Here is an 18667-nt window from a genome sequence, read left to right as displayed (position 1 = left end):
CTTTGGGTTACACGCTCGATTTCGGCTGGCTGAACGATGCTATCACCCTGATCGCAAGCGGTGCAGCCATGACGATCTTCCTGATTGCGGTGTCGGCAGTTGCCGGCATCGTGCTCAGCGTGCTGGGCGCGGCCGGCGGGCGTAGTCGCTACGCCCTGCTGCGCCGGGCAATCGGCTGGTATGTCGAGCTTATCCGCAACACGCCTTTCCTGGTGCAATTGTTCTTCATCTTCTTCGGGCTGCCCAGCCTTGGCATCCGGCTTGATCCGGTGGTTGCCGCAATCCTGGCGATGACGTTGAATATGACGGCCTATACGACCGAGATCGTTGGTGCCGGTCTCGATGCCGTGTCGAAGGGGCAGAGTGAGGCGGCACTGGCGCTCGGCCTTCGTCCGCGTCAGGTTTTCATTAAGATCGTGCTGCCGCAGGCGCTGAAGGTTATCTTTCCGGCGCTCACCAGCCAGATCGTCATCATGATGCTGGAATCGGCCGTTGTCTCACAGATCGCCGTGCGCGAGCTGACCTATGAGGCAGACTTGTTGCAGGCCCGCACCTTCCGCGCTTTCGAGACCTATTTCATCGTCACGCTCGTCTATCTCGCCATGAGCATCGGCCTGCGCCGGCTGCTGGTTGCCGGTGGCAATCGTTTTCTTTCCGGAGGCGTGTCATGATTGAATTCACCCTCTGGGATATCATCCGCAATCTTCTGCTGGCGGCCCGCTGGACGATCCTGCTCTCGATCGTCGCCTTTGCCGGCGGCACTGTCGTCGGGCTGCTGATACTGTTCATGCGCATTTCCAAGCGGCCATGGGTACGACGGTTCGCCGAATACTACATCGGCCTATTCCAGGGCACGCCGCTTCTGATGCAGTTGTTCCTGCTGTTTTTCGGCCTTCCGCTTCTCGGGCTGCGCATCGAACCCTGGACGGCCGCCGTGCTCGGGCTTACCCTGTGCGCCAGCGCCTTTCTGGCGGAAATCTGGCGTGGTGGCGTGCAAGCGGTGCCGCTGGGGCAATGGGATGCCGGCAGCAGCCTGGGATTGCATTATCTGAAGCAGTTGCGGCTGATCATTCTGCCGCAGGCCTTTGCCATGACGCGGGCGCCGACGGTCGGCTTCCTGGTGCAGCTGATCAAGAGCACGGCGCTGACATCGATCATCGGCTTTGAGGAACTGGTTCGAACCTCGAATGCCATCAACAATGCGACGTTCGAACCTTTCAAGGTGTACGGATTTGTTGCGTTGATCTATTTCGCGCTGTGTTTTCCACTGACGCGATACGCAAAAATGCTGGAACTTCGGGCACTTAAACGCTGATCAAGAGTTCGTTCGATCTTGCAAGGCCGGACAAAAATTGGGAACAGACCGGAAGCCAAAAAACCGGCACCGGAACCACAAGGAGAAAGACGATGACTGAATTTCTGAAATCCGGCGTGAGCCGCCGCGGCGTGCTGGGTGCTGGCCTTGCCGGCGTCTCAATGCTGGCGATGCCGTCGATCCTGCGGGCGCAGGAGAAGTCGCTGAAGGTTGGCGTCTATGGCGGTTACTTCAAGGATTCGTTCGACAAGAACATCTTCCCGGACTTCACCAAGGCGACCGGCATTTCCGTCGAATCCATCGCCGAGCCGACGGGCGAAGCCTGGCTGGTACAGCTGGAGCAGGCCGCCAAGGCAGGCCAGGCACCGGCCGACGTCTCGATGATGTCGCAGGTCGCGATGCTGAAGGGGCAGGCAACCGACCTCTGGGCAACGCTCGACACGGCCAAGCTCAAGAACGCTTCGAACCTGCTCGATCGCTTCGTCAACAAGTATCCGGATGGCCGCATCGCCGGTATCGGTGCCGTGTCGTGGTACATCACGCTGGTCACCAACACCGACGCCTACAAGGAAGCGCCGACGTCCTGGGAAGCCCTCTGGGACCCGGCAAATGCCGACAAGCTTGGCCTGCTGGCGCTGGTCTCCAACTCCTTCCTGCTGGAAGTGACGGCCAAGACCTATCTCGGCGGCACCAATGCGCTGGATACCGACGAGGGGCTTGAAAAGGCCTTCGCCAAGCTTGCCGAAGTCAAGCCGAACGTGCGTCTCTGGTATCGTGACGAAGCCCAGTTCGAGCAGTCGCTGAAGTCGGGCGAAATCCCGATGGGCCAGTATTATCACGACGTCACTGGCCTTGCTGCCGCCGACGGCAATCCGGTCCGCTCGACCTTCCCGAAGGAAGGCGGCATTCAGGATAGTGGTTGCTGGGCGCTGTCGCGCGCTTCTGAAAAGGTCGAGGAAGCACATGTGTTCATCGACTACATGAGCCAGCCGTCGATCCAGGCGATCCTGTCGCGCAAGGTCGGCACGTCTCCGACTGTCAAGCGCGAGCTGATGGACCTGACGGATGCGGAATTTGCAGCCGTCTCCTCCGATATCGAACCGATCATTCCGCGCTACGATCTCTACCAGACCAAGTCGGATTGGCTGAACCAGAAGTGGACCGAGCTGATCGTCGGCTAAGGGGAGGCGGGTTCACCCCCTCTGTCACTTCGTGACATCTCCCCCTCAAGGGGGGAGATTGTTCTTTTTCCCTCTCTGCCATTGCGGTCGAGAAGAGGGTTCGCCTCCTGCGATCTCCCCCTGAGCGGGAGATGCCCGACAGGGCAGAGGGAGGCAGATACAGTATTGATTGATAAGCGTCGCATCACAGCGGCTTCTAAAAGGACCACCCATGTCAGGCCTCGCGCTCAGCAACGTCACCAAGGAATTCGGCTCGTTCACCGCCGTCAACAATGTCGACATCACGGTGCCACACGGGACCTTCGTCTGCCTGCTCGGCCCTTCCGGTTGTGGCAAGACCACGCTGTTGCGCATGATCGCCGGCCTCGATCTTCCGACCTCCGGTGCGATCAAGCTTGACGGCGATGACATCACCCGCGTACCCACCCACAAGCGCAATCTCGGCATGGTGTTCCAGTCGCTGGCGCTGTTTCCGCACCTGACGGTTGGTGAAAATATCGCCTATCCGCTGCGCATCCGAGGAGTTGCCAAGGAAGAGCAGAAGAAGCGCGTCGATGAACTGCTCGCCATGATCCATCTCTCCGGTTATTCCGACCGGCCGGTGTCGAAGCTCTCCGGGGGCCAGCGCCAGCGCGTGGCGATTGCCCGGGCGCTTTCGATTTCCCCCAAACTCTTCCTGCTTGATGAGCCCTTGTCGGCGCTTGACGCCAAGCTGCGCGAGGCGATGCAGGTGGAGCTGCGCCAGTTGCAGCAGAAGCTCGGCATCACCACCATCGTCGTCACCCACGACCAGCGCGAGGCGATGACCATGGCCGATACCGTCGTCGTCATGAACAAGGGCGAAATCCGCCAGGCGGCCTCGCCGATCGAGATCTATCGCCGTCCAGCCGATACCTTTGTTGCCGATTTCATCGGTTCGACCAATCTGCTCGAAGCCGAGGCAAAGGCTGGCGCAGTCACCGTTCTCGGCCAGCCGGTGTCCGGCATCTCGCTGGGCTCAGCGAGCAAGGCGACCCTTTCGGTACGTCCCGAGGATGTGCACCTGACGGCGCCTGGAAACGGCGCACTTTCCGGGACGGTGACCTTCGTGCGCGATCTCGGCGGCACGATCGAGACCTTTGTGGATGTTGCCGGACGCCAGATCGTTGCGGTCTCCACGCCACGTGCGCGGCCGGATGTGACGGTTGGCCAGCCGGTTGGCGTGACGCTTCTTCCCGATGTCTGCGTGGTGCTCTCCAAATGAGACGGGAAAAGCCGCAAAGCCTCCTTGATTATGCGCCGATCGCCTTTCCGGCAATCATGCTCACGGTCTTCTTCGTCATTCCCTTCGCGACGATGATCGCGGTCAGCTTCTTCCAGCGAGAGCAGGCCGGGTTCTATACGCCGGCCTTCCAGTTTGCCAATTACGAGCGCTTCATCAGCCTGTTCTTTGCCAATGTACTCGGCTTCTCACTGATGCTGGCGATTACGGTTGCCATCTGCTGCGTCCTGCTGGCGGTGCCGTTCACCTATCTCTTGGCGCGCATGTCGCGGAAGGCGCAGATCGTCTGGCTGGTTGCGTTGCTATCGGTGCTGTCGCTGTCAGAAGTCATCATCGGCTTTGCCTGGTCGACGCTTCTGTCACGCACCGCAGGGATCACCAATCTGCTGGTCGCAGCCGGCATCATGGCAGAGGCCAAGGCGCTGCTGCCAAGCTTCGGTGCGGTTTTGACCGGCATGGTCTATCAGGCATTTCCATACACCGTGCTGGTCCTCTATCCGGCGATCGTGCGGCTTGATCCGACCCTGACGGAGGCTGCGCGTACGCTTGGTGCATCGCCGCTCAAGGCCTTCTTCACTGTTGTCGTTCCGGCGCTGCGCAACACGCTGACGGCGACGCTGATCATGGTCTTCATCTTTGCGCTCGGTTCGTATCTCCTGCCGCAGCTTCTCGGCCGACCGCAGCACTGGACACTGTCGGTGCTGATCACCGATCAGGCGATCTACCAGTCGAACATGCCGTTTGCCGCTGCCATGGCTGTGTTTCTCGTGCTCGTCACGCTCGGCCTTGTCGCGCTCACCGTCATTGCCGGCCGCAAGGGAGAAGCCGCATGAACAACGTGCTTCGCAATCTCTATTTCGCTGTCATCGGCCTGTTCCTGGCGCTGCCGATGATCGTCGTCGCCGGCGTTTCGGTGAACGCCAAGCAGACGCTCGCCTTTCCGCCAAAGGGGTTTTCGCTGTCCTGGTATGGTGAGATCTTCCTCAACGTCGAATGGCGCAACGCGCTGTTCGCCTCATTGACGCTGGCAGTTCTCTCGGCCGCCTTGGCCGTAGCGATCGCCTTGCCGCTCGCGTGGTTCCTGTGGCGGCGGATCGCGCCATGGGCAAACATCTTCCAGCTTCTCGGCATCGCGCCCTTCACGCTGCCGCCAGTCATCACCGCGCTCGGGCTCCTGACCTTCTGGGCGACCACCGGCTTCTACGGCCAGCCATGGACGGCAGTCATCAGCCACGCGATCTTCTTCGTGACGCTGCCGCTGGTGACGCTCTCGCTCGGCTTCACCGCCATCGACCGCTCGCTGGTCGAGGCGGCGGCGACCATGGGAGCTGATGACAAAACAATCTTCCGCACCGTCGTCCTGCCGCTGATCCTGCCCTATATGGTCTCGGGCTATGCCTTTGCCTTCGTGCTGTCGCTCAACGAATATATCGTTGCCTACATGACCGTCGGCTTCACCATGGAAACGCTGCCGATCAAGATCTTCAACGCGCTTCGCTACGGCTACACGCCGACCATGGCGGCGGTGACGGTGCTGTTCGTGGCAACGGCAGCCGTAATCTTCTCGCTGGTCGCCCGCTTCGGCGATCTTCCGAAACTGCTTGGCGCAATGGCGGCTGACGACAAATGATCACACTGGCGGCACTGCAGATGAAATCCGAAAGCGGCGATGTCTCCGCCAATCTGGCGCGCATCGAAAAGGCGGCCATCGAGGCCGCGGCGAAGGGTGCGAGCCTGCTCATCACCCCCGAACTTGGCATCACGGGTTATGGTGGCGGCGAGGCGGTGGGCCTGTTGGCGGAGCCCGTGGATGGTCCGATCGTCAAGGCGCTCCAGACCCTGTCGCTGAAGACCGGCATTGCCCTCATTGCCGGCTTCGCGGAGCTGGACAACGGTACGGTGTTCAACAGCGCCGTCTATGTCGATGGCGGCGAGACGCCGGTTGTCTACCGCAAGTCCCATCTTTACGGCGATTACGAGCGCGGCCTGTTCGAGCCGGGTGAGCCAGCAACGTATCTCTTCGATCATCGCGGCGTCACATGCGGCATGTTGATCTGCTACGATGTCGAATTTCCGGAAAACGTGCGGCGGCTGGCGCTGGCCGGCGCCGAGGCCGTGCTGGTGCCGACGGCATTGCCAGCCGGCTGGTCGGGCACCTTTATCGCCGATCACATGATCCAGACCCGCGCCTTCGAAAACCAGGTCTTCGTTGCTTATATCAATCATTGCGGCTCCGACGAACGCTTCTCCTTCGCCGGTCTTTCACGCATCGCCTCGCCGGATGGCAACCTGCTCGCCAGCGGCGGGCCGCGCGATGAGATGCTGATGTTGGTCAAGGTCGATCCCGCCGAATTCAACGTATCCCGCGCGGAAAACACCTATCTCCATGATGTCAACCGCCACGCACAGTGAGCTGCCTCGGGGTGTGCAGAGACTGCGAGGCAAGGGGCTCATCGTTCACGTCCAGTGAACAATCCGTCGACGACGGCTGCCTTGTATAAAATTCCGGCGGGGCGATATTGGTTCCCAAGTAAACCTTGAAAGGGAGGCGGCCATGAGCCTGCAACCGACCAGTCTGCAACTGACTGGAATTCATCACCTGACGGCGATCACCGCCAATGCGCCGGAAAATCTGCGCTTCTACACGCAGGTTCTCGGCATGCGGCTGGTCAAGAAGACCGTCAACCAGGACGATACGACCGCCTACCATCTGTTCTACGCCGATGGTCTGGCGACGCCCGGCACGGACCTGACCTTCTTCGATTGGCCGGTTGCCCGCGAGACGCGCGGCACCCACAGCGTTATCGCGACGAGCCTTCGGGTCGGTAGTCGCGACAGCGTCGTCTGGTGGAAGGCTCGCTTCGATGAACTTAAGGTTACGTCCGGCGACGTCGCCGAGGTTGATGGCCGTGCCTCGCTGGCCTTCGAGGACAGCGAAGGTCAGAGATTCCGCCTGATCGACGACGGCGGTCTGGCGCCTTCCCATCCGTGGGAGAAGAGCCCGGTTCCGTCCGAGCACCAGATCAAGGGCCTCGGGCCGATCGTCATGAGCGTGCCCGATATCACCAACACGGAACTGATCCTGAGCCATGTGATGAACATGGTGGAAGACCGTCGCTACCCTTCGCCGGATGGCGAGGGAACGGTGCATGTCTTCCGCATGGGCGAGGGTGGTCCGGCCGCCGAACTTCATGTCGCCGTCCAGCCGCGGCTTTCTCCAGCGCGGCAGGGCGCCGGTGCCGTGCACCACGTCGCCTTCCGCGCACCGGACGAGAGCGCTCTGCATGAATGGACGGCGCGGCTCGAAAGCTTCCATCTGCCGTCGAGCGGCGAAGTCGAGCGTTTCTATTTCCGCTCGCTCTATTTCCGCGAGCCGAACGGCATCCTGTTCGAGATCGCCACTGACGGGCCGGGCTTTGCTGTCGATGAACCGTTGGAAACACTGGGCGAGGGGCTTTCGCTGCCGCCGTTCCTGGAAGATCGCCGTGCGCAGATCGAGGCACGGCTGAAGCCACTCGTCTGAAGCTGCAACAGGAAAGCCGGGATAATCCGGCTTTCCATCTCGACTTTTTGGCATCAAGCACCATCATCCTCTCCATCGCGAAAAGGATGACACGATGATCAAGCTGCTCGGCATTTCCGGAAGTCTGCGCAAGGGCTCCTTCAACAAGGCGCTGCTCCATGCGGCGTTGGAGCTTCGATTGACCGATGTCCGCTTCACGGCCGGCACGATCGAGGGCATCCCACTCTACAATGCCGACATCGAGCGCGAGGGCGTGCCGGCGCCGGTACAGCTCTTGAAGGACCAGATCGCTGATGCGGATGGTGTCATTCTCTTCACCCCCGAATACAACAATTCCATGCCCGGCGTTTTCAAGAATGCGATCGATTGGGCGAGTTCGTCAATGACGGGCGCGCCCAACGTTTTCGCCGGCAAGGCCTTCGCGCTTGTGGGTACCTCGCCCGGTCCGTTCGGCACGCTGCTGAGCCAGAATGCCTGGCTTCCGGTGTTTCGCACGCTGGGAGCAGACCTTTGGGCCGGCAAGCGGCTGATGCTGCCGAAGGCTGGCTCGCTGTTCGACAAGGACGGTAAATTAACCGACGAGGAAGCCAAGATCAGGCTGAAGGCCTTTGTCGAGGCCTTCGCTGAATACGTGATGGAGACGAAGGAGCGGTAGCGCTCTTCGTCAGCCGTTTCGTGATGACAACCACTCCGCGGCGATCTTCGCGTCGGCGTCCCCGATCTCGTGGCCCGCGGATATGGTGATCGCCTCGACCGTCGCCCCGCGTTCCAGTAGCAGATTTTCGAGTGCCGGCGCATGTGGTGCATATGGGTCTGTCGCGCCCGTCACGATAAGGACCTCGATGCCGGAAAGATCGACATCGGGAAGTTTCGTCAGGGGGTTCATAGCGCGCAGCAGGATTGCACGGCGAATGAAACCCGGCTGCAGCAGCATGGTGGCCGTGATCATGTTGGCGCCGTTGGAATAGCCGAGGAAGGTCATGCGGGCAGCGTCGAGGCCGTAGCCGACGTCAGCATCTTCCATCGTCGCGGCAAAGGCTTCGGTCTCCGAGGCGATGTCGGCCTGATCGAAGGTAAAGGGCGTGAGGCGGCGGAAGAAGCGTGGCGCACCTTCTTCGGTGCTGCGCCCGCGCAGGCTGAAGAGCAGCGAATGCGGTGCGGCCTTGCGGCCAAGCGGTAGCAGGCTGGTTTCGCTGGCGCCGCTGCCATGGAGGAGAATAAGCGTGCTGCCATCCGGTTCGTCGGGCTGGTTCAGCCGGTGCACGAAGGGCAGCTCGCGCGCGGCAAAGCGTTCTTCGCCGGGCAAAGCGAATTGCGGCAGCATCACCGTCATCGCTTCCCGGTCGCCGGTGAAATGGGCGGGGATGAAGAGGTGGCTGCCGAGTGTTTCCTCATCCACGGCCATGCCGGGTGCATCGGTTGCGAATTCGAACAATGTGCCGCCAGGCTCGCGCATGTAGAGCGAGAAGAAATACTTGCGGTCGTGAACGGCGGTCTGGTCGTCGCCTTCCGCCGCGAGCGTATCTTTGAGTGCCTTGACCTCTGCCTTGTCGACGGCGCGGAAGGCGATGTGATCGATCGTTCCCGTGCCGGGTGCAGCCGTCCAGAAGCCGCCGGCATTGCGCACGTCGATGATATCGCCGCTATCGGAAACGAGCCGCTGGATGGCGTCGGTTGCTGCGAGTTCGCGGTAGCCGAAGTGGCGGGTGATGACCTCGGTCGTTTCCGAGGGCTTCTCGGTCAGGATAGTTGCCCCGCGCAGCCTGCGAATGGCGTCGGACTTTGGAACCTCACCATTGTCGAAGACATGCTTCGATGAGAAGACGTCGGTTCCGACCAGCTTGACGATGACGCCGTCGGGGTCTTTCAGCCGAATGACCGGCTCGCCGAATTCCTGGGCGGGGCCACTTGTCGCGATACCGAAGCGGAGCGCGCGCGTCAGCCAGAAGCCGATGCTTTCGGACGGGATTGCAAAGGCGATCTCACTCGGCTGTCCATGACCGACACGGCCCTGTGCGCCGTCTTCCCAGACTAGAAACGAGACGAGCGAACCGGGAGAGCCGATGGCATCGCCGTAGAACAGGTGAAGCTGGGCCGCATCCTCGAAACCGGCCGTTCGCTTGACCAGTTTCAGCCCGAGAAAGCCGACATAGAAATCGACGTTGGCCTGCACCTTGCGGGCAATCAGGGTGATGTGGTGGATGCCGCTGGTCATCGGGGCCTGCCTGTCTGAAATTTCGGTTGCCTGGAGCATTTCCGCTGCCTTTGCGTATGCTCTTTATCGCCGTTCAAATCGTTGCGGATAGAAGGTTCCTCCGCAACCTCGAAAGTCGCTCAGCGCTTCAGGCTTTCAGTGAGATGCGTCTTGAAGGCTTCGGCATAATCCTTGTGCCAGCGCGACAGCGGCGGCCGGTTTTCGACGATATCGCCGGCGGCCCAGAGAATGCGGACCTCGTCGGTCGCGCGATCAACATCATTGTCCGGGCAGAGGATGTAGAAGTCGCCCTTTTCGAGACTGGAAAACATGAAGTCGACGGTCTCTTCCGAGGTCCAGGCGCCGGCCGGCTTTTCCGTACGGTTGCCCGCCGTCAGTCCGGTATAGACGAAGCCCGGGATCAGCAGGTGAGCGCTCACCTTGCAGTTTTCGGTATTGCGCAGCTCATGCTCCAGCGCCTCGGTGAAGGCTTTGACGCCGGTCTTGGAGACATTATAAGCGGGGTCGCCGGGCGGGGTGGTGATGCCCTGTTTCGAGCCGGTGTTGATAATCAGCCCCGGTCCGCCATCGGTGATCATGCCGGGCGCAAAGACCCGCGATCCGTTGATGACGCCCCACATGTTGACGGCAAGCGTGCTTTCCCAGCTGCCGAGCGGGCCGAACATGGCGCTGCCCGGCTGGATGCCGGCATTGTTCATCAGCACATGTACGGCACCGAAACGATCGCGCGCCGCGTCTTCCAGTGCCTGAAGCGAGGCAAGGTTCGATACGTCGGTCGCGACTGAGAGAACGGCGTTGCCACCCTCGGCTGATACATCCGCCACCTCGCGTGCGGCTGCATTGAGTTTCTCTCCGGCAAGGTCTGCCAGAACCACGTTCATACCAAGTCCAGCGAAGCGTTTGGCGGCAGCGAGACCGATGCCGGACGCGGCTCCGGTGACAACGGCGACGTGCTTTTGAGCGAAAGCGGGATGGGTCATGGTGGTATCCATAGCAAGGTTGCGAGGCGGTGGAGAACCTACGGCCCCGTCTCGGCGAAGTCTACCATCTATCCCTGGTTTCGAAGCGCGATTCGAAACCGCTTGCCGAAATGGCCGGCAGCGCTAATTGTGCTGGCTGGGCGGCCCCGCGAAAGCGCTGGGCGTCAGTTTCATAGCAAGGTTCCTGAATGGCCACATTCAAAAAAAGGCAAAGTAAACAGACACCCTGCCAGCAATGTCCCCTGCGGGCGCTTGATCACTTTCGTGATTTTACGCCGGAGGAACTGGAATTCGTATCCCATTTCAAGATGGGTGAGCTTGCGGTCGATGCCGGCGCCACAATCCTCTCCGAGGGGGCAAACAGCGCCCATCTCTTCACCGTTCTTTCCGGCTGGGGTTTCCGTTACAAGATGCTCGATGACGGCCGCCGGCAGATCCTGAACTACATGATGCCCGGCGATCTCATTGGCCTTCAGGGGACACTGATGCATGAGATGCAGCATTCGGTGGAGGCGCTTTCTCCTGTGACGCTTTGCGTCTTCGAGCGCGACAAGTTGCATAAGCTGTTCGCCAATCATCCCGGACTTGGCTACGACATGACCTGGATCGCCGCGCAGGAAGAGCGCATCCTTGACGAGAATCTGCTCAGTCTGGGACGGCGCTCCGCACTGGAGCGAGCGGCCTATCTTCTTGCTTTCCTCTACAGGCGCGCGGAAGCAACCAGCCTTTTCGAAGGCCAGCGTGTTTCGCTTCCCATTACCCAGCAACATATCGCCGATACGCTCGGTCTTTCGATCGTCCACACCAACCGCACGCTTCGCAAGCTTGCCGACCGCAAACTCATCCGCTGGGCGGAGAGAGGGTGCGATATTCTCGATGACAAAGGGCTGGCGCAGATTGCGGGATGGTCGGGCATTCAGGAGATTGAGCGGCCTTTCGTTTGAGCCGCCCATCAGGCCGCGGCCTCGGTCGGAAAATTCCGCGGTATGTCTTATTTAATTGCGGACGATGTCGGCGGTCGAATAGTTTCGGCGCTGGGTCCGAATCGAAGGGAGTGCCTACGGTCGGAAGCTAGAATTGGATGAAACGGTGAATTCGCAATTTCCTTTGTCGACCAGGCGGGTACTTGTGCTTGAAGATAATTTCCTCATCGCTCTCGATGCGGAAGACATGCTGAAGACACTCGGGGTCGAGCATGTCGAAATTGCAATCAATCTGACTCAGGCAACCGCTTTGATTGCAGAGCACAGGTTCGACTTCGCCTTGCTGGATGTCGATCTTGGCCACGAGACGAGCTTCGATTTTGCAGCGAAGCTCGTGACGCTTGGAACTCCATTCGGTTTTGTCAGCGGCTATGAAGACAATACAGATTTTCCGCCGTCGTTGCGTGGTCATCCGCGCCTGCCAAAACCGTTCAACGAAGAGATGCTGCGTGATCTTCTGACGATGGCGCCGCAGAGCGGCGTCTGATCACATCATGATAACCGTGAGCTCCGTCTTCCCCGCGCCAAAATCGATCGACGTGGAACCCGTATGCTCCAGTGTCAGCCAGTCGCCAGCGGAAAGCAGTGCGAGCCCGACCGCCACGCCATTGTAGCTGGCCGTTGCGGCATCATTGTCCTTGATACCTGTTATTGTGGTCGTGCCGCCGGACTTGACGGAGACGCTGAAGGCGCCTGCCGGATTGGCCTCGACGGCGAGGCAGAGGAGATAGGCTGCCGTCACCGGAATGAGGAGCCGGTTGCCGCCGCCCGCAACGGATGCGCCAAGGCTGGAGCCGCCCTGATTGATGCTGAAGGTGGAGAAACCCGTCTGACTGCCGGATGAAGGCGTGATGACGCCGCCGCCGCGGGTCGCCCGTGCAAGCGGACGGTTCGGCGTCAGCACCTGACCGGCAGCGGTGATATCAAGCGCTTCCTGCCAGGTTGTTCCGTCGCCGCTGACCTTGATGGAAAAGGTGTCGTTTCCGGCAAGGCCCATCTCCGCGCGCCCGGACCATCCGGTCTGGAACAGCAGGCTTGCCGTATCGGTAGCCGCCGCCTTGTTGATCTTCAACTGATGGTCGCCTCCGTCGTGGGTGAGCAGGCTCGCATCCGCCGCAACGGCAAGACGGTTGGTGCTGTCGGCCGACGTGTTGATGCCGAGAAAGTCGGGGGTGCCGATCGCGTCGTGCGCGAAGGAGCTGCCATCGTGGATTTTCAAGGCCTCATCCTGGATGAACCATGCGTGCCAGCCCGCTTTCGGGGTGATGAAAATCCAGCTTCCATCCTGGCGAAAGGCCAGCTTGCCGCTCTTGCCGGAAAAGGCACCGCTTGCCCCGGTCGAAACGAGATAGCATCCGCCTTCCTCCGGACCTGTCGGCGGCGCCGCAAGCGAGGCCTTGATCGTGAGTTGCGTGATCGCATCGAGGCGCTGCAGTGCTTCGTTGTGGGTCACATGCTTCTGGGCCTGCGAGGGCAGGATATAGGGCATTTCGAGATTGGCGGTCGTTTCGCTCATGGTGCTCTCCTTGGCGTTTTGGGAAGCCTAAGGGGAACACCGACGGCGGGGACGAACGGGTACTGTGGGCCGTGATACAAAACGAAAAAACCGGGAACCGATGCCCGGCCTTCGCATGTTGTCAGCTTCTGCCGCGGGAAACGAAGAACGGGTTTGCGAAATCGGCATCATGCGCCTGATTGCGCTTGCCGTAGGTGAGGGGGTCGCCATTCATGGTCACGGTTTCGCCGCCGGCTGCGCGCAGAACGGCATCGCCCGCTGCCGTATCCCATTCCATGGTGCGGCTGAGACGCGGATAGATGTCGGCCAGCCCCTCGGCAAGCAGACAGAATTTCAGGGAGGAGCCGACGGATTCGTAATCCGTGATGCCGTGTTCTGCGAGATAGGCAACCGTCTCCTCGCTGTTGTGGGAGCGGCTCGCCAGGGCGACAATCCGGTCGCCGCGGTTTCGACAGCCAATCACCACCGGACGTCCAATGCTGGTCAGGCCCGAAACCACCGACTTCTTTGCCTTGCCGTGATCTGCGGCATAGATGATGCCCAGTGCCGGCGCATAGACGACACCAGCGATCGGTTCGCCCTTCGAGATCAGGGCGATGTTGACGGTAAAGTCGTGATGACGATTGACGAATTCGCGGGTTCCGTCCAGTGGATCGACCAGAAAGAAGGTCTTGCCGTCAATGTCTGGAACATGGCCGGCTGCAACCGATTCTTCGGCCACGATAGGAATGTCGGGGAAAGCGGCGACCAGCTTATCGAGGATGATCCGCTCAGCCGTTTCATCGGCATCGGTCACAGGGGAACAGTCCGATTTGTAGGCAATGTCGGGGCCGGCATTGTAGACGTCGATGATCGCCTTGCCTGCCGCGACGGCCGCCTCTTCCAGAATGTCGAGCATCTGCTCTTCGTGCCCCTTTTGCGTGCGTCGGTGATTTCTTGCGGCGGCGAGCCCTATAGAATATCTGCCTGCTCTGCAACACTATACACGCGGACGTTAATGCAGTCATTCCGCATGCTTAGGAATGGTTAGTCGAAATTTGGATTTGTGGCTGACATCGCAACACAAAGCGGAGAGTGTTGCCCCCGCGCTACGGACAAAAGGTCGCTGCAGGAATCGCCAAACGTGCCGCGATCTGACCTTGCACCCACCGCTTGATATGCCAATGTGGCGGGAAAATCATGGAACGGTAAACGGCATGCGCTATTCGGCACTCGCCCTGATCAAGCAGGCATTTCAAGGCAACCGGGGCTGGACGCCGGCCTGGCGTGAGCCCCAGCCGAAAGCGCATTACGACGTGATTATCGTCGGCGGCGGCGGGCATGGGTTGGCGACGGCCTATTATCTCGCCAAGGAATTCGGGGTGAAGAACATCGCCGTGCTCGAAAAGGGCTATCTTGGCTCCGGCAATGTCGGCCGCAACACGACGATCGTGCGCTCCAACTATCTGCTGCCCGGCAATGAGCCGTTTTACGAGTTCTCGCTGAAGCTCTGGGAGGGGCTGGAGCAGGATCTCAACTACAACGTCATGCTTTCTCAACGAGGCATCATCAACCTCTTCCACAATGACGCCGATCGCGACGCCCATATCCGGCGTGGCAATGCCATGTGGATGGAGGGCGTCCCGGCCGAGCTTCTCGATCGCGAGACGCTGAAGAAGATGATGCCCTTCCTCAATTTCGACCATGCGCGTTTCCCGATCATGGGCGGTCTGCTGCAGAAGCGGGCGGGCACGGCGCGGCATGATGCCGTCGCCTGGGGTTTTGCCCGCGGCGCCGATCGACACGGTGTCGACCTCATCCAGCATTGCGAGGTGACGGGCATTCGCCGGGAAAATGGCGTGGTGATGGGCGTCGAGACCTCGCGCGGGTTTATCGGCTGCGGCAAGCTGGGCTTGGCGGCGGCCGGAAATACCTCTGTCGTTGGTCAGATGGCTGGGCTGAAGCTCCCCATCGAGAGCCATGTGCTGCAGGCTTTTGTGACGGAAGGGCTAAAACCCTGCATCGATCATGTCATCACCTACGGTGCCGGTCATTTCTACATCTCCCAGTCTGACAAGGGCGGCCTGGTATTCGGCGCCGAGATCGATGGCTACAGTTCCTATGCCCAACGTGGCAATCTGGCGACGGTCGAGCATGTGATGGAGGAGGGGGTGACGATGATTCCCGGCCTGTCGCGTGTCCGCGTGCTGCGTTCCTGGGCGGGGGTGATGGACATGAGCATGGACGGCTCACCGATCATCAGCCGCACGGATATCGACAATCTCTACCTGAACTGCGGCTGGTGCTACGGCGGCTTCAAGGCGACGCCGGCCTCCGGCTTCTGTTTTGCCCACCTGATCGCCAAGGGCGAAACGCATCCTGCGGCGCGGTTCCTGCGGCTCGATCGCTTCGAGCGGGGCTATCCGATCGACGAACATGGCGCTGGTCCCCAGCCCAACCTGCACTGAGAGTTTCATGGCAAGCCTTATTCACTGTCCGCATTGCGGCGTCAGGCCGAAGGAAGAGTTCACCGTCAGGGGCGATGCCTCCGTCGTGCGCCCGGACCCGGAAGCATCCGACGAGGCATGGCATGAATACGTCCACATCCGCGCCAATCCCCGCGGTCGCACCCGCGAACACTGGCAGCATGTCTTCGGCTGCCGGCGGTTTCTCGTCGTCGAGCGTGATACCGTTACCCACGAGGTTTATGGGGTGAGCGACGGTTCTGACGTTGCGCGGGGTGGTGGTCGATGACGGCGTATCGTCTTCCCCATGGGGGCCTTGTCGAGCGCGCGACGACACTCGAATTCCGCTTTGACGGCAAGCGCTTCAAGGGCCATTCCGGCGATACGCTCGCTTCGGCGCTTCTGGCAAACGACCAGCTGCTGCTTGCCCGCAGCTTCAAGTATCACCGTCCCCGCGGGCTGGTGACGGCAGGTCCTTCCGAGGCAAATGCGCTGACGACCACTGGCCGCGGCGCCCGCACGGATGCCAATTCGCGCGCAACCGTCATGGAGCTCTATGCCGGGCTGGAAGCGCGCAGCCAGAACCGCTGGCCGTCGCTGAAGCATGATGTCGGTGCACTGAACAATCTGCTGTCGCCGTTCCTGTCGGCCGGTTTCTACTACAAGACCTTCATGTGGCCGGCAGCATTCTGGGAAAAACTCTACGAGCCGGTGATCCGCCGCGCAGCCGGCCTCGGCCGTGCTGTGCTGGAGCGCGACCCGGAAACCTATGAGAAGTCGTGGACACATTGCGACCTACTGATCGTCGGCTCCGGGCCAACCGGCCTTTCGGCGGCCCTGACGGCCGGCCGTGCTGGCCTGCGCGTCGTGCTGGCCGAGCAGGATTTTCGCATGGGCGGCGCGCTGTTGTCGGAGAGCACGGCGATTGGCGGCGCATCGGCGGCTGCTTTTGCCACGGCGTCGCTTGCGGAACTCGCGACCCTGCCGAACGTGACGTTGATGCCGCGCACCACCGTTTTCGGCTGGTACGACGACAATGTCTTTGGTGCGGTGGAGCGGGTGCAGAAGCATGTCGCCGAGCCGCTTGCCAAGCTGCCGGTGGAGCGTCTTTGGCGCATCGCCGCGAAGCGGGCGCTACTTGCAACCGGGGCCGAGGAGCGGCCGCTGGTTTTTGGTGGCAATGACCGCCCCGGCGTGATGACTGCGGGGGCGATCAGCACTTATGCCAACAGATTCGGCGTCGCGGCCGGCAAGTCCGTCGCGGTCTTCACCAATGGTAATGCCGGCTATCGGACGGCCGTGGATCTCGTTCGCTGCGGCGTGGGGATTGCGGCGATCATCGATACGAGGCGGGATGCGCCTGATGTCGAGGGCCTGAAGGACGTTCGCATCATCCGCGGCGCGGGTATTGTTGATACAGCGGGCGGGCAGCGTGTAAACTCGCTCGTCTTTGAACGCTCCGGTTATGAGGAGGTGATCGCCTGCGACGCCATCGGCATGTCCGGCGGCTCCAATCCGGTGATCCACCTCGCCTGCCAGCGCGGCGCGCGGCCTGTCTGGTCGGCGGAACTCGATACGTTTCTGGCACCGGATGTGGGTGCGGGACTTTCGGTTGCCGGTGCCGCAGCCGGTCGCTACACCCTGTCCGCTTGCTTAGTCGATGGCGCGGAGAAGGCGCGGGCAATCGCAGCCGATCTCGGTTTTACAGCTGCGACTTTCGACGTGCCGTCGGTGGGCGAGGAGGTCGATCCGTCCTTCACTGCGCTCTGGTATGTGCTGGGTGCAAAGTCGAAGGCCTTCGTCGATTTCCAGAACGATGTTCATGCCCGCGACCTTGGCCTCGCCCTGCGCGAGGGGTTTGGCCATATAGAGCATGCCAAGCGCTATACGACCAATGGCATGGCGACGGATCAGGGCAAACTTTCCGGCGTCAACGCCGCCGGCATTCTGGCGGGCATGCGCGGCGTCAGCCCCGCTGAAGTCGGTATCACGACCTTCCGGCCGTTCTACACGCCGGTTTCGTTCGGGGCGCTGGCCGGCACAGCGCGCGACATGCACGCAGCCCCCAAGCGGGTTTCGCCGCTGCATGGCTGGGCTGAGCGCAACGGGGCGGTCTTTGTCGAGGCCGGCCTCTGGTATCGCTCATCTTGGTTCCCGCGCGAGGGCGAGAAGACGTGGCGGCAGGCGACGGACCGCGAAGTTCTGAACGTGCGCGAAAATGTCGGTCTCTGCGATGTCTCGACGCTGGGCAAGATCGAGGTCTTCGGGACGGATGCGGCTGAGTTCCTGAACAGGCTCTATTGCAATCCGATACTGAAACTGCCGGTCGGCAAGGCGCGCTACGGCCTGATGCTGCGCGAGGATGGCATCGTCTATGACGATGGCACCGTGAGCCGCTTCGGTGAAAACCATTTCTTCGTGACGACGACGACCGGGCTTGCTGTGGGCGTGCTGAGCCATATGGAATATTGCGCCCAGGTGCTTTGGCCGGAACTCGACGTGCGCTTCACCTCCGTCACCGATCAGTGGGCGCAGATGTCGATTGCCGGACCGAAGGCGCGGGAGGTCATGCAAGTTCTGGTCGAGGACGATATTTCCAACGCTGCGTTTCCGTATCTGTCCGCTGGCGCGGTAACGCTGAAAGGCGGCCTCAAGGCGCGTCTTTTCCGCATCTCCTTCTCTGGCGAGCTGGCCTACGAACTGGCTGTTCCTGCCGGTTATGGCGAGAGTGTTGCGGACGCCGTTATGGAGTCCGGCAAGGCGTATGGCATTTGCGCCTATGGGCTTGAGGCGTTGAACGTGCTGCGGCTTGAAAAGGGTTATGTCACCCATGCCGAATTCGATGGACGCGTGACGCCTGATGATGCCGGCTTCGGCCGCATGGTTTCCGCCCAGAAGCCGGACTTCATCGGCAAGAGGCTTTCCACCCGCTATGGCCTGACAGCTGCAGACCGTATGCAGATGGTTGGACTGAAGCCGGTCGAGAAGGACGAGCCCATTCGGGCGGGTGCGCATCTGCTGCGCGAAGGTGCAAAACCCTCAACCATCAATGACCAGGGTTACGTCAGCTCCGCCGGTTTTTCGCCGACGCTGGGTCACGACATCGCGCTCGCTTTCCTGAAATCCGGCCGTGAGCGTTATGGCGAACGCATCGTCGTCTGGGATCGATTGAAGAACGAGGAGACGGTTGCCGAGGTCTGCGACCCCGTTTTCGTCGATCCAGAATCCACAAAGCTCAAGGTGTAAGGC

18 protein-coding genes are annotated in these 18667 nt (G+C 61.0%); 14 read left to right on the top strand and 4 right to left on the bottom strand.

The genetic code is table 11. The features are described from left to right. Positions 1 to 2 precede the first annotated feature (2 nt). From QO002_RS17765 to QO002_RS17725, 9 genes are all read left to right on the top strand, one after another. Complete coding sequence (locus tag QO002_RS17765) at positions 3 to 671, top strand: amino acid ABC transporter permease (protein WP_307232062.1); 669 nt, start codon at positions 3 to 5, stop codon at positions 669 to 671. Then, positions 668 to 1315, top strand: coding sequence for an amino acid ABC transporter permease (locus tag QO002_RS17760; protein WP_307232060.1), 648 nt, complete (start codon positions 668 to 670; stop codon positions 1313 to 1315). Before QO002_RS17765 ends, QO002_RS17760 begins: the two co-directional genes overlap by 4 nt. Before the next feature lie 92 nt (positions 1316 to 1407). Then, positions 1408 to 2496 carry an ABC transporter substrate-binding protein gene (locus QO002_RS17755; protein WP_307232058.1) on the top strand — a complete coding sequence of 363 codons (1089 nt, stop codon included), beginning with the start codon at positions 1408 to 1410 and terminating at the stop codon, positions 2494 to 2496. A 211-nt stretch (positions 2497 to 2707) separates the two neighbouring features. Next, the gene (locus tag QO002_RS17750; RefSeq protein ID WP_307232055.1) at positions 2708 to 3739 is read left to right on the top strand and encodes an ABC transporter ATP-binding protein; all 1032 of its coding nucleotides are present in this window, start codon (positions 2708 to 2710) and stop codon (positions 3737 to 3739) included. Further along, complete coding sequence (locus QO002_RS17745; RefSeq protein WP_307232053.1) at positions 3736 to 4590, top strand: ABC transporter permease; 855 nt, start codon at positions 3736 to 3738, stop codon at positions 4588 to 4590. Before QO002_RS17750 ends, QO002_RS17745 begins: the two co-directional genes overlap by 4 nt. After that, positions 4587 to 5387: an ABC transporter permease gene (locus QO002_RS17740; protein WP_307232051.1), complete on the top strand. Its 801-nt coding sequence runs from the start codon at positions 4587 to 4589 to the stop codon at positions 5385 to 5387. Before QO002_RS17745 ends, QO002_RS17740 begins: the two co-directional genes overlap by 4 nt. After that, positions 5384 to 6169 (top strand): carbon-nitrogen hydrolase family protein, encoded by a 786-nt coding sequence (locus QO002_RS17735; RefSeq protein WP_307232049.1) that lies wholly within the window; start codon positions 5384 to 5386, stop codon positions 6167 to 6169. Before QO002_RS17740 ends, QO002_RS17735 begins: the two co-directional genes overlap by 4 nt. 142 nt (positions 6170 to 6311) lie before the next feature. Continuing rightward, positions 6312 to 7280 carry a ring-cleaving dioxygenase gene (locus QO002_RS17730; RefSeq protein ID WP_307232047.1) on the top strand — a complete coding sequence of 323 codons (969 nt, stop codon included), beginning with the start codon at positions 6312 to 6314 and terminating at the stop codon, positions 7278 to 7280. A 94-nt stretch (positions 7281 to 7374) separates the two neighbouring features. Further along, positions 7375 to 7935 (top strand): NADPH-dependent FMN reductase, encoded by a 561-nt coding sequence (locus tag QO002_RS17725; protein WP_307232045.1) that lies wholly within the window; start codon positions 7375 to 7377, stop codon positions 7933 to 7935. A gap of 9 nt (positions 7936 to 7944) precedes the next feature. Here QO002_RS17725 and QO002_RS17720 read toward each other — a convergent pair whose 3' ends face one another. Together QO002_RS17720 and QO002_RS17715 are read right to left on the bottom strand one after the other, a co-directional pair. Further along, positions 7945 to 9495 (bottom strand): VOC family protein, encoded by a 1551-nt coding sequence (locus QO002_RS17720; protein WP_307233489.1) that lies wholly within the window; start codon positions 9493 to 9495, stop codon positions 7945 to 7947. A 119-nt stretch (positions 9496 to 9614) separates the two neighbouring features. Next, positions 9615 to 10475, bottom strand: coding sequence for an SDR family NAD(P)-dependent oxidoreductase (locus QO002_RS17715; RefSeq protein WP_307232043.1), 861 nt, complete (start codon positions 10473 to 10475; stop codon positions 9615 to 9617). 188 nt (positions 10476 to 10663) lie between these two features. Here QO002_RS17715 and QO002_RS17710 point away from each other — a divergent pair, with 188 nt between their 5' ends. Both QO002_RS17710 and QO002_RS17705 read left to right on the top strand, forming a co-directional pair. Continuing rightward, a complete protein-coding gene (locus QO002_RS17710; RefSeq protein ID WP_307232040.1) occupies positions 10664 to 11419 on the top strand; it encodes a Crp/Fnr family transcriptional regulator in 756 nt (251 codons plus the stop codon). A 184-nt stretch (positions 11420 to 11603) separates the two neighbouring features. Further along, positions 11604 to 11945 (top strand): response regulator, encoded by a 342-nt coding sequence (locus QO002_RS17705; protein ID WP_307232037.1) that lies wholly within the window; start codon positions 11604 to 11606, stop codon positions 11943 to 11945. Here the strand turns inward: QO002_RS17705 and QO002_RS17700 are convergent, their stop codons facing one another. Both QO002_RS17700 and cysQ read right to left on the bottom strand, forming a co-directional pair. Next, positions 11946 to 12974, bottom strand: a complete 1029-nt coding sequence (locus QO002_RS17700) for a DUF2793 domain-containing protein (protein WP_307232035.1) — start codon at positions 12972 to 12974, stop codon at positions 11946 to 11948. 121 nt (positions 12975 to 13095) lie between these two features. Then, positions 13096 to 13872: a 3'(2'),5'-bisphosphate nucleotidase CysQ gene (cysQ, locus tag QO002_RS17695; RefSeq protein WP_307232033.1), complete on the bottom strand. Its 777-nt coding sequence runs from the start codon at positions 13870 to 13872 to the stop codon at positions 13096 to 13098. Positions 13873 to 14170: 298 nt separating this feature from the next. Here cysQ and QO002_RS17690 point away from each other — a divergent pair, with 298 nt between their 5' ends. Genes QO002_RS17690 through QO002_RS17680 form a run of 3 tightly spaced genes read left to right on the top strand, consistent with a single transcriptional unit; the run spans position 14171 to position 18664 of the window. Further along, on the top strand, positions 14171 to 15421 hold the full coding sequence (locus QO002_RS17690) for a sarcosine oxidase subunit beta family protein (RefSeq protein WP_307232031.1): 1251 nt from the start codon (positions 14171 to 14173) through the stop codon (positions 15419 to 15421). A gap of 7 nt (positions 15422 to 15428) precedes the next feature. Continuing rightward, the gene (locus tag QO002_RS17685) at positions 15429 to 15707 is read left to right on the top strand and encodes a sarcosine oxidase subunit delta (protein ID WP_307232029.1); all 279 of its coding nucleotides are present in this window, start codon (positions 15429 to 15431) and stop codon (positions 15705 to 15707) included. After that, a complete protein-coding gene (locus QO002_RS17680; protein ID WP_307232027.1) occupies positions 15704 to 18664 on the top strand; it encodes a sarcosine oxidase subunit alpha family protein in 2961 nt (986 codons plus the stop codon). Before QO002_RS17685 ends, QO002_RS17680 begins: the two co-directional genes overlap by 4 nt. Positions 18665 to 18667: the final 3 nt, after the last annotated feature.

Origin of the sequence: Pararhizobium capsulatum DSM 1112, from assembly GCF_030814475.1 — a bacterium.
GTDB classification, from domain to species: domain Bacteria; phylum Pseudomonadota; class Alphaproteobacteria; order Rhizobiales; family Rhizobiaceae; genus Pararhizobium; species Pararhizobium capsulatum.
This window is presented reverse-complemented; position numbering and strand designations above follow the sequence as displayed.